Origin of the sequence: Devosia sp. (assembly GCF_041917035.1) — a bacterium.
Classification (GTDB): Bacteria; Pseudomonadota; Alphaproteobacteria; order Rhizobiales; family Devosiaceae; genus Devosia_A.
In genome coordinates this window covers 1-11,787 of record NZ_JAYRYM010000119.1, presented here as the reverse complement: position 1 = coordinate 11,787, position 11,787 = coordinate 1, and the positions used below count along the sequence as shown (strand labels likewise).

Annotated in this window: 8 protein-coding genes and 1 pseudogene; all 9 read right to left on the bottom strand. The window is 66.9% G+C overall.

Annotated elements, in window-relative coordinates:
• Positions 1 to 422, bottom strand: a pseudogene (locus tag ACE3TU_RS13005) (hypothetical protein); the annotation flags it as partial.
• A gap of 105 nt (positions 423 to 527) precedes the next feature.
• Positions 528 to 2,561 carry a methyl-accepting chemotaxis protein gene (locus ACE3TU_RS13000; RefSeq protein ID WP_374624812.1) on the bottom strand — a complete coding sequence of 678 codons (2,034 nt, stop codon included), beginning with the start codon at positions 2,559 to 2,561 and terminating at the stop codon, positions 528 to 530.
• Positions 2,562 to 2,675: 114 nt separating this feature from the next.
• On the bottom strand, positions 2,676 to 4,646 hold the full coding sequence (locus ACE3TU_RS12995; protein ID WP_374624810.1) for a methyl-accepting chemotaxis protein: 1,971 nt from the start codon (positions 4,644 to 4,646) through the stop codon (positions 2,676 to 2,678).
• Positions 4,647 to 4,708: 62 nt separating this feature from the next.
• Positions 4,709 to 5,290 (bottom strand): hypothetical protein, encoded by a 582-nt coding sequence (locus tag ACE3TU_RS12990; protein ID WP_374624806.1) that lies wholly within the window; start codon positions 5,288 to 5,290, stop codon positions 4,709 to 4,711.
• A gap of 39 nt (positions 5,291 to 5,329) precedes the next feature.
• Positions 5,330 to 7,357, bottom strand: a complete 2,028-nt coding sequence (locus tag ACE3TU_RS12985; protein ID WP_374624804.1) for a methyl-accepting chemotaxis protein — start codon at positions 7,355 to 7,357, stop codon at positions 5,330 to 5,332.
• Between the two features lie 299 nt (positions 7,358 to 7,656).
• Complete coding sequence (gene atpC / locus ACE3TU_RS12980; RefSeq protein WP_374624802.1) at positions 7,657 to 8,082, bottom strand: ATP synthase F1 subunit epsilon; 426 nt, start codon at positions 8,080 to 8,082, stop codon at positions 7,657 to 7,659.
• A gap of 63 nt (positions 8,083 to 8,145) precedes the next feature.
• A complete protein-coding gene (gene atpD, locus ACE3TU_RS12975; protein WP_374624800.1) occupies positions 8,146 to 9,687 on the bottom strand; it encodes a F0F1 ATP synthase subunit beta in 1,542 nt (513 codons plus the stop codon).
• A 17-nt stretch (positions 9,688 to 9,704) separates the two neighbouring features.
• Positions 9,705 to 10,577: a F0F1 ATP synthase subunit gamma gene (locus ACE3TU_RS12970; protein ID WP_374624798.1), complete on the bottom strand. Its 873-nt coding sequence runs from the start codon at positions 10,575 to 10,577 to the stop codon at positions 9,705 to 9,707.
• Positions 10,578 to 10,635: 58 nt separating this feature from the next.
• The coding region (gene atpA / locus ACE3TU_RS12965) for a F0F1 ATP synthase subunit alpha (protein WP_374624796.1) at positions 10,636 to 11,787 on the bottom strand (1,152 nt) is incomplete at its 5' end.

Here is an 11,787-nt window from a genome sequence, read left to right as displayed (position 1 = left end):
TAGGCTGCGGCCATCTGCTTGCCGGCCTGGTAGTAGGCCGGAAACTCCGCCTCGAGCTGTCGGACGGCATCGGCGATGACCGTCTGGTCGTGTTCGAGCGCGATGCTGCGCGCCAGCTCCGCATCGGCGGCGAACTTCCTGGAATAGTCCTCGGCCAGCGCGAATCCGTCATCGAGCCCGTCGAGGCCGCGCGTCGCGGAGATATCGGTGAGCCACTGCTGCACCTGCACGATGTCGAACTGCACGTCCTTGACCGCCGCGGTCAGGTCGCGGCTTGCCGCCAGCTCGTCGAGCGCCTTGTCGATCACCGTCGTCGCCAGGTGCGAATCGGCTTCCGAACTCAGATGGTTGACCACCGCCACCGCGACGGTCGTCAACGCGATGATGGTCCCGGCAATGATGGTGAACCGGCTGAGTTTCACTTGGCTTTCCTCGTCGAACAGCTTCCCGTCGAATAGGTTACGACTCAGAAGTTAACTTGCCGTTGGAGGGTCGGAAGGTTTGCGCCAGGTCGGCGCAAACTCTTTCTAGAATTCGTTCCAGTCCGCGCTGATCGCGGCATTCCCCTTGCTGAGATAGGCGGTACGGGCCGGCCGGGGGCTCGCCGAACGCACCGGCTTTCGGACGTCCTCGGCCTCGCCGACCTTGAACACGGCGACCACGCGGTCGAGCTCGGTCGCCTGCGCCTCGGTCTGCTCGATTGCTGCATTGGTCTCTTCCACCAGCGCCGCATTGTGCTGGGTCATCTCGTCCATGGTGCGGACCGCGATGTTGACCTCCTCGATGGCGGACGCCTGGCTGCGGCTCTCCCGCGCAATGCCCTGCAGCAGATCATAGTTGGTGCGGGCGCCGTGCAGCATCGCCTCGAGCTTGCCGGCCGCCTCGGCAACCAGCCGCGAGCCGCCGCTGACCTCGGTCGCCGACTGCTCGATCAGCGCCTTGACCTCGCTCGAGGCGCTGGCCGCCGATTGCGCGAGACGCCGCACTTCGACCGCCACTACCGCAAAGCCCTTGCCGGCATCGCCGGCGCGGGCCGCCTCGACCGAGGCGTTGAGGGCCAGCAGGTTGGTCTGGAAGGCGATGTCGTCGATCAGCCCGATGATATTGGAGATCTTGGCAGAGGAGGCCGTGATCCGCTCCATCGCGGCGGTGGCGTTCTGCATCACTTCGCCGCCGGCCTCGGCGGTACGCGACACCTCCGCGGCATTGCTGCTCGCCGACTCGGCGCGCTTGGCGTTGTCGAGCACGGTGGTCGCCAGTTGCTCCATGGTGGCGGAGGTCTCCTCGATCGTCGCCGCCTGCTTGGTGGTGCGCTCGCTGAGGTCGTTGGCGCCCGACAGCAGTTCGCCGGTCGCCGTCTTCAGCGCATGCGAGGTCGTCCGCAACTGTCCGATCACCTCGGCCAGCCGGTCGCCGACCGCGTTGGTGTCCTCGCTCAGTTGCCGAAGCGCCCCGCCATAGCTGCCGCGCATGCGCTGCGTCAGGTCGGCCTGGGCGAGGGCCGACAGCACCGCGCCGGTTTCGCTGATCGACTGGTCGATCGTCACCATCACCCGGTTCACCGTCGCCGCGAGCCGCACGAGGTCGGCGTCCGCATAGGTTCCTTCGACGCGGCGCGAGAAGTCGCCATTGGCCGCCGCCTCCGCCACCGCCTCGATCTCTTCGTTGAGGGTCGCGGCCGCCTCGGCGCGATCCGCGGTCTGCCGCGCCGTGGCTTCCGCGGCTCCGTTCATCTGCCGGCGCTCGACGAGCACGTCGCGGAAACTCGACAGCACCCCGGCGAGATTGGCCATCTCGCTGATCAGCGGCTTGCCGGAGAACGCGGCATCGAGATCGCCCGAGGAGAGTCGGCTGAAGCCGCCGGTGAGGCCGGCGAGCGGCCTGAGGAACAGGATATTGGACAGAACCAGGGTCGCGATGGCGACCAGCACCACCATGGCAAGTCCGCCCCAGCTGGCCAGGTCCGACATGCTGGAGACCGCCTGCGACTCGGCGATCACCCGGCTATTGGCCGCTTCGATCGCATCGCTGACCGCGCTCATGCGGTCCTCGAGCGCCTTGAAGGCCGTGTCGAAGTCGCCGATCGAGGACTTGGCGTCGCCCAGCTTGCCGCCGGCCACGGCCCCGACAATGTACTCGGCCGATTTCAGGTAGGCTTCGAGTGGTGTCGCGACCTCCGCCAGGCGATCGCGCACGTCCTGCGGAAGCTCGAGATCGGACTGCGCGGCGATCGCGGCGCGCATGGCGTCGCCGTACTCGACCACCTCCGCCAGCGTCTCCTCGGCCATCGTGGCATCGAAGTTCACCCCGGCATACATCGAGCGGAAGACTACGCCGCGCAAACCGTCATGCAGCATGTCCGCCGTCATCTGGTCGCGCAGCGAACTCATCATCGTCTGCGAGTCGCGCCCGGTCTGCTTGAAGCTCGAGGTCACCGCCAGCGTCATGGCGGCGAACATCAGGCCTACCGCGACCAGGAGCACTCCCAGCGCCACGATCGTCACTCGGGTCGGCAACCCGTTGCGCAGCAGCCCCGCACGGATGCTGTTCTGAAAATTCATTTTCTGTCCCCAAAGGCGATCTGCGGCGCCCATCGGGCCTGCCGCTTCATGGCCACAGTGTCTAGACTTACGGTTAAGTTGGAGTGAATACTGTAGTCCTGCATTCCCGGCACACTAGAATTCGGACCAGTCTTCGTGCCGGGGCGCCGCGTTACTGACGTGCGACCTTGCCGGGACAGGGTGGGACGGCCGAAGCGGCCGGGAAAGGGCAGCCGGCACGGGACCGGGCCGCGCCGATGAACGTGCCGGGGACTGCTCCGCCACCGTGAACACCGCTACGATCCGATCAAGGTCGTTGGCCTGGCCCTCGGTCTGCTCGATCGCCGCATTGGTCTGCTCGACCAGAGCGGCATTGTGCTGGGTCATCTCGTCCATCTGGCGGACGGCGGTGTTGACTTCCTCGATCGCGCCGGCCTGATCGCGGCTGTCGCGGGCGATGTCTTCGAGCATCTGTCGATTGCCGCGCACCGCCTCGAGCATGGCTTCGAGCCGGCCCGCGGCAGCGGCCACCAGCCTGGTGCCACCGCTCACTTCGGTGGCCGATTGTTCGATCAGCGCCTTCACCTCGCTCGACGCCTCGGCGGCCGACTGGGCCAGCCGCCGAACCTCGATCGCGACCACTGCGAAGCCCTTGCCGGCCTCTCCGGCGCGTGCTGCCTCGACCGAGGCGTTGAGGGCCAGCAGATTGGTCTGGAAGGCGATATCGTCGATCAGCCCGATGATGCTGGAGATCTTGGCCGACGAGTCGGTGATCCGGCCCATGGCGTCGTTGGCCTGCCGCATCACCTCGCCGCCCTCTTCGGCGGTGCTGGTGACCTGCTGAGCATTCTTCGAGGCCTCGGAGGCACGATCGGCATTGCGCAACACGGTCTGCGCCAGCTGTTCCATCGCCGCGGACGTCTGCTCGATGGTTGCCGCCTGCCGTGTTGTGCGCTCGCTGAGATCATTGGCGCCCGACAGGATCTCGCCGGTCGCCGTCTTGAGATCGGTGGAGGTCTTTCGCAGCTGTCCGACGATATCGCTGAGCTTGTCGGCAACAGTGTTGGTGCTGTCCTTGAGGCGCGCGAACGCGCCCTGATACCGACCCTGCATGCGCTGCGTCAGGTCGGCAGCGGCAAGGGCGGACAGGACCGTCTCGGTTTCCGAGACGGAGTTGTCGACCGTCTCGAGCAGGGCGTTGACGCTGTCGGCGAGTCCCTTGATCTCGGCGTCGGGAAAGTCCGCCTGCACCCGTGCCGAGAGATCCCCGGCCTCGGCCGAGCCGACCGCCGCTCCGAACGCATCCTGCAGTTCGCGCATCATCGCGTGCCGCCGCTCCGCATCGGCGACGATGCGCTGCGCCTCTGCCTCGGTCATGTTGCGAACCTTGAGCGAGTTCGCCCTGAACACTTCGATGGCCCGCGCCAGGTCGCCCAGTTCGTCCCCGCGCCTGCCGCCTGCGACCGCCACCTCGAGGTCGCCCTCGGCAAGTGCGGTCGCCGCGTGGGCAAGGCGACCCATCGGGCGAGTGACCCGGAACACGATCAGCAGCGCCAGGCCCACCAGCGCCACGAGGGCGATGGCGAGGCCGATCACGGCATTGAGCGTCTGCTGTCCGATGATCTCGGCCTGGTGCACCGACAGGTCCCAGGCCATGGCGAAGGCACCCACCAGGGCATTGTCCTTGCCGAAGAATACCGGCACGGCCGCATAGTGCACGTCGCCCTCGGTGCGCGACACCAGCCCGCCAGCCGTCATCGCCTCGACGGCCGCTGCGGCGGCAACGCTCGCGGCGGCCTCGCCGCCGTCCGCAAGCAGTGTCGCCCCCTGCCCGTCGAGCACAACGGCCGCCGCAAAGCCGAACTGCGGCTTGCCCTTGTAGACCTCGAGATCCGGCGTGACTGCGTCGATCTTGGCAAACTTGATGCTCCCGGCATACTTGATGCCGAGGACGTCGATCAGTTCGTTCTGCTGCGTCACCAGCGTCTGCTGCACCGTGCGCATGTTGCTGAGCCCCGCCAGCAGCATGGTCAGCACCACCACCAGCAGCAGTGTCAGGGCCGTCGGGATGAGGATTGCGGAAGTGAGCTTGAGACGTAAGCGCATGGTGAGCGGCCTGTGGACGTTGGACCGACCCCCGCACCGCGAGGGCCGGCATTGGCTTGGGACTAGAGCAGCGACAGGTCGACGCCCGCGGTGATCGAGCCGATCGGCTGGCCGGTCGCCGGGTCGGTGATGGTGATGCTGACCTGGCTCTGGTAGGTCTGGGTGCTCTCGTCGAGTTCGACTTCACCGAGGAACACCGCGTCGGCGCCAACGCTGAAGGTCTGGCTGAACTTGTCCTCGTCGCCCTGCCAGTAGTCGGAGGTGACCGTCGACTGCGCGGCATTGAGCCCCAAAGCGTCGGTGGCAAAGATCTCGGTGAACAGCCCGGCGCTGTCCGCCTGCACCGACGCAAGATAGGCCGAAGCCTCGCTGCCCAGCGTCGCATCGATCAGCGGCTTGTCCGCCGCGTCGACCTCGGCCCGCCACTGCTTGTCGAGACTGTCGATCCTGGCCGCGTCGTAGCCGGCCGTCTGCGCGTTCTGCGCGGCAATGGCGGCGATCAGCACCGGGCTCTGCGCGATTTCGCGCAGCTTTGCGTTGGCCAGCTCGGTCAGCGGCGCAGCGTACTCATTGTCCTGCGCGAAGGCGGAAACCGACAGCGCCAGGATCGAGGCGGCCGCTACAAGATGCACTTTGAACGTCACTTCGCTTCTCCTCACTTGCGACCCGGTGGGTCGGCTGACCTAGAACTCCGACCACGCGTCGGTCTTGATGGCTGCGCTGCCCCGGCTGAGGTAGCTCCTGGCGGCGGACCTGACCTTTTCCTGCAGCGCCTTGATGCCGCCTCTGGCCGACCGCGCCATGCTTCGAGCGGTATCGGTCTCCGGCACGCGGTGCCCATCGACGGTGAACACGGCGACGATCCGGTCGAGTTCGTTCGCCTGCGCCTCGGTCTGCTCGATCGCTGCATTGGTCTCTTCCACCAGTGCGGCATTGTGCTGCGTCATCTCGTCCATCTGCCGCACCGCGGCATTGACCTCCTCGATGGCCGAGGCCTGCTCGCGGCTTTCGCGCGCGATGTCCTGCAGCATCTGGCGATTGCCGCGCACGGCCTCGAGCATCGTCTCGAGCTTGCCGGCGGCCTCGGCCACCAGCCGCGTGCCGCCGCTGACCTCGGTGGCCGATTGCTCGATCAAGGCCTTGACCTCCGAGGAGGCGCTGGCCGCCGACTGCGCGAGACGGCGCACTTCGACGGCGACGACGGCGAAGCCCTTGCCAGCGTCGCCGGCCCGCGCCGCCTCGACCGAGGCATTGAGGGCAAGCAGGTTGGTCTGAAACGCGATAAGGTCGATCAGACCGATGATGTTGGAGATCTTGGCCGACGAATCGGTGATGCGGCCCATGGCGTCATTGGCCCGGCGCATGACATCGCCGCCGTCCTCGGCCGCGCTCGTCACCTGTGCCGCGTTCTCCGAGGCCCCGGTGGCGCGCTCGGCATTGGCGAGCACCGTCTGGGCCAGTTGCTCCATGGCCGCCGAGGTCTCCTCGATCGTCGCCGCCTGCTTGGTGGTGCGCTCGGAGAGGTCATTGGCGCCCGAGAGAATCTCGCCGGTGGCGGTCTTCAGGTCGAACGAGGTCTTCTTGAGTTGGCCGACAATGTCGGAGAGGCGGTCGGCGACAGTATTGGCATTGTCCCGCAGGTCGGCAAACGCGCCCTCGTAGCTTCCTTGCATGCGGCGGCCGAGATCGGCCTGCGCCAGCGCCGCGAAGACCTCGCCCGCCTCGCTGAGGCCGTCGGCGACGGTGTCCATGAGCTTGTTGAAGTCGGCGGCGATGCGGGCAATGTCGGCGTCGGCGAACTGCTGCTCGATCCGCTTGCCGAGGTCGCCCCGCAACGTCGCCGCCACAACGCTCTCGAAGGCGCTCTGGAAGCTCTCCATGGTCCGCGCCCGTTCGGCGGCCTTGGCGTGCCGGGCCCGCTCGTCCTCGCTCATCTGCGCGACGCGGATGGCGTTCTCCTTGAACACCTGCACCGCCGCGGCCATCTGCCCGATCTCGTTGCTTTCCCCGGCATAGGGTACCTCGGCGGCAAGGTCCCCCTCGGCGAGGCGACGCATCGTCTCAGTGACGTTGCCGATCGGTCGGCTGATATGGCGGGTACCGACGAAAGCGGCGGTCGCCACGCCGGCGACGAGGCCGAGCAGTGTAACGCCGGCAACCAGCGGCCTGAGCATGGCCTCGAACGCATCGAGTTCGGCCTTGACCCTCGCGAACTCGGCCTGGTCGCCCTGCACCACGGCATCGATCTCGGCCTGGTAGGCCTTGCGGTTGGCCCGGTTCTCCTCGTTGTTGCCCTGCGCGTTGGCATCGGCGGGATCGAGCTTACCGAGCCGTGCCGTCTCGGTGCGGAAGCTGCGGAATTCGGCGGCCCGCGCCACCATCCGGTCGAACGCCTCTATCTGTGCCGGCGCGACGATGGCGCGCCACTGCGCCAGATGCGCATCGATCGCATCCAGCGACTTGACGATGCCGTCGGCAAACGGGGCAGCCTGCTCGACCGTGTCCGAGGCGTAGATGCCGCGCGAGTCCATTACCACGGCGGTCACCAGCCGGTTGAGCCGCTCGCCGTTGAAGGCCCGCGCCGATGCCGCCTCCAGTTGCTGCACGCGGTCGGCGAAGCTGGCGGTGAAATACACGGCCATGCCGCCGACGATCGCGACGACGAGACCCATGACGGCAACAATGACAAACAGTCGGGTACGTATCTTCATAGTCGTGAAATATCCGATAGGGAAAAGGTGAAGTGGCGCATGGAGCGCGACCGGTCCGCGCCCGGCGAGGGGCCGGCGTCGAAGCGTCTCGATGTGCGGTACAGGTTCATGCAGTCCAACCAGTCGGCGGCGGCTGTCCATGCCGGCGCGTCGTGTCAAGGCCACTGCATTCCCACCCTGTCGTATACGGGGACGGGCTTAAGTTTCAGTGAAGGTTCGGGACTTGGAGTTAGTCCGGCCAAACGCCAACGGGCGCCTCTGGGGCGCCCGTCGCGGTCGTCGATGAAGTTGGGGATCGCCTAGTGGGCGGCGGCACCGGCACCGCTGCCCGCCTCGAGCAGCAGATTGCGCCAGCCGTCGATCTCGTTCTGCAGCCGCGCCTCTTCGTCGGCCGTGGCGGCCGCTTGCTTGGCGGTGAGCCCGGCCGCGATCAGCGCATCGATCTTGGCGCGATCGAAGTCGGCGATCGACTGCGCCTCTTCGGCGAGGATGGTCAGGCTCTCGGGGGCCACGTCGGCAAAGCCCCCCCGGACATAGTAGACATGGCTCACTCCGGCCATGTCCACCACCGTCACGAAGCCCGACCTGAGCGTGGTCATCAGCGGGGCATGGTCGCCCAGCACCGTGAAATATCCATCCGCACCCGGGACGGTCACCGACCGGACGGTCTGCGAGAACAGCAGCTTCTCGGGAGAGACGATTTCGAGCTTGGTGCCTTCGGCCATGGTCCTGCCTTCGGAAGTTGCCGGGCCCGCCCCGCGGGCGAGCCCTGTTTCATGTCACGTCGATCACGCCGCGGCAGCGAGCTTCTGGGCCTTCTTGACCGCGTCGTCCATGGTGCCGACCATGTAGAAGGCGGCCTCCGGCAGATGGTCGTACTTGCCCTCGACGAGGTCCTTGAATCCCTTGATGGTGTCTTCGAGCTGCACGAACACGCCCGGTGCACCGGTGAAGGCCTCCGCCACGTGGAACGGCTGGCTCATGAACCGCTCGACCTTGCGGGCGCGGGCCACGGTCAGCTTGTCCTCTTCGCTCAGTTCGTCCATGCCCAGGATGGCGATGATGTCCTGCAGGGCCTTGTAGCGCTGCAGGATCTGCTGCACCTGGCGGGCGGTGTTGTAGTGATCCTCGCCGACGATGTTCGCCGACAGCATGCGCGAGGTCGAATCCAGCGGATCCACCGCCGGATAGATGCCCTTCTCGGAGATGGCGCGGTTGAGCACCGTCGTCGCGTCGAGGTGGGCGAACGAGGTCGCCGGCGCCGGGTCGGTCAGGTCGTCGGCGGGCACGTAGATGGCCTGCACCGAGGTGATCGAGCCCTTGTCGGTGGTGGTGATGCGCTCCTGCAGCGCCCCCATGTCGGTGGCCAGCGTCGGCTGGTAGCCCACCGCCGAGGGAATGCGGCCGAGCAGAGCCGACATCTCGGCGCCCGCCTGGGTGAAGCGGAAGATGTTGTCGACGAAGAACAGCACGTCCTGGCCCTGGTCGCGGAAGTGCTCGGCGACGGTCAGGCCGGAAAGCGCCACGCGGGCACGCGCCCCCGGAGGCTCGTTCATCTGGCCGAACACCAGGGCGCACTTAGAACCGGCGGTCGAGCCGTTGTTCTCGTGCGGGTCCTTGTTCACGCCCGATTCGATCATCTCGTGATAGAGGTCGTTGCCCTCGCGGGTGCGCTCGCCGACACCGGCGAACACCGAGTAGCCGCCATGGGCCTTGGCGACGTTGTTGATCAGTTCCTGGATCAGCACCGTCTTGCCGACGCCGGCGCCGCCGAACAGTCCGATCTTGCCGCCGCGCGCATAGGGGGCCAGCAGGTCCACCACCTTGATGCCGGTGACGAGAATCTGTGCCTCGGAAGCCTGCTCGGTGAACGAGGGGGCATCCTGGTGGATGACGCGGCGCGAGGCGGTGACCACCGGGCCGGCCTCGTCGATCGCCTCGCCGATCACGTTCATGATGCGCCCGAGCGTCTCGTCGCCCACCGGCACCGAGATCGCGGCGCCCGTGTCGGTGACCGGGGCACCGCGCACCAGGCCCTCGGTGGTGTCCATGGCGATGGTGCGCACGGCGTTCTCGCCCAGGTGCTGCGCCACTTCCAGCACCAGACGGTTGCCGTTGTTGTCGACTTCGAGCGCGTTCAGGATCGCCGGCAGGTGACCGTCGAAGGTCACGTCCACCACGGCGCCGATCACCTGCGATACCTTGCCCATCGCCACGCCGGTGGCAGCAGCTGCGGGAGTGCTCGAAGCGGCCTTGCGGGCCGGGGCCTTCTTGGCGGCGGGAGCCTTTTCGGTCGCCGGGGCGGTTGCTGCGGTCGCTGCGCGGGCCATGATTTACCTCGTTCCTGCTAGAGCGCTTCCGCGCCCGATATGATTTCGATGAGTTCTTTGGTGATCTGGGCCTGGCGCTGCCGGTTGTAGGTCAGCGTCAGCCGCTTGATCATGTCGCCGGCATTGCGCGTGGCGTTGTCCATGGCGCTCATCTGCGCCCCGAAGAACGACGCATTGTTCTCGAGCAGCGCCCGGAACACCTGCACCGAGATATTGCGGGGCAGCAGATCCTCGAGGATCGCTTCCTCGTCGGGTTCGTATTCGTAGCTGACCGAGGCACCGGCGGCCGGCGCCTCGAACTTGGCCGGGATCAGCTGCTGCGCCGTCGGAATCTGCGCGATCACCGAGCGAAAGCGCGCATAGAACAGCGTCGCCACGTCGAACTCGCCGGCCGCGTACATGGCGAGGATCTTCTCGCCCACCATGGATGCGTTGACATAGCCCAGCTGCCGCACCTCGCGGAACGAGATCGCCTCGACGATCTTGTCGCCCAGCGTGCGCTTGAGAATGTCGTTGCCCTTGCGGCCGACGGTCAGGATCTTGACCGTCTTGCCCTCGCCAAGCAGCTTCAGCGCCGTCTCGCGCGCCAGCCGCGCGATCGAGGAATTGAAGCCCCCGGCAAGGCCGCGCTCGCCGGTCGCGACGACCAGCAGGTGCACCTGGTCGCGGCCGTTGCCGGCCAGCAGCGCCGGCGCATCGGTGCGCCCGGCATAGGCCGCTCCCAGCGACGCCAGCACATTGCCCATGCGTTCGGCATAGGGGCGGGCCGCCTCGGCGGCTTCCTGGGCTCGCCGCAGCTTGGCCGCGGCCACCATCTGCATGGCCTTGGTGATCTTCTGGGTCGACTTGACCGAGGTGATCCGGTTCTTGAGGTCCTTTAGCGAGGGCATCGGGCCGCTCTTGCTCCTGCTGCGCGGCCCCGTGAGGACCGCGCGTCATTGGAAGGTGTTACGAGAACGTCTTCTTGAAGGCGTCGATCGCCGCCTTCAGCCGGACGCGCAGGTCGTCCGACAGCGCCTTCTCCTTGGCGATCGCCGTAAGGATATCCGCATGCTTGGAGCGCAGTGCCCCGAGCAGCGCCGTCTCGAAAGCGCCGACCTTGTTGACCGGCAGGTCGTCCAGATAGCCCTGGCCGCCGGCAAAGATCACCGCCACTTCCTCTTCCGGCTTCAGCGGCGAGAACTGCGGCTGCTTCAGGAGCTCGGTGAGGCGGGCGCCGCGGTTGAGCAGGCGCTGCGTCGCCGCGTCGAGATCCGATCCGAACTGGGCGAAAGCCGCCATTTCGCGATACTGGCTGAGCTCGCCCTTGAGCGAACCGGCCACCTGCTTCATCGCCTTGATCTGCGCGTTGCCGCCCACGCGGCTGACCGAAATGCCGACATTCACCGCCGGGCGGATGCCCTGGAAGAACAGGTTGGTCTCGAGGAAGATCTGCCCGTCGGTGATCGAGATCACGTTTGTCGGGATATAGGCGGACACGTCGTTGGCCTGCGTCTCGATGACCGGCAGCGCGGTGAGCGAACCGAGGCCATGATCCTCGTTCAGCTTGGCGGCGCGCTCGAGCAGGCGGCTGTGCAGGTAGAACACGTCGCCCGGATAGGCTTCGCGGCCCGGCGGACGGCGCAGCAGCAGCGACATCTGGCGATAGGCGACGGCCTGCTTGGTCAGGTCGTCATAGGCGATCACGGCATGCATGCCGTTGTCGCGGAAATACTCGCCGATGGCGGCGCCGGTCATCGGCGCGAGGAACTGCATCGGCGCCGGGTCGGATGCGGTGGCGGCGACGACGATCGAGTATTCGAGCGCGCCGGCATCTTCCAGCACCTTGACGAACTGTGCCACGGTCGAGCGCTTCTGGCCGACGGCGACATAGATGCAGTAGAGCTTCTCGCTCTCGGGCGCATTGGAGGCGTGCGCCGGCTTCTGGTTGAGGAAGGTGTCGAGGATCACCGCGGTCTTGCCGGTCTGGCGATCGCCGATGATCAGCTCGCGCTGGCCGCGGCCGATCGGGATCAGCGCGTCGATGGCCTTGAGGCCGGTCGACATCGGCTCGTGCACCGACTTGCGCGGCAGGATGCCGGGGGCCTTGACGTCGACGCG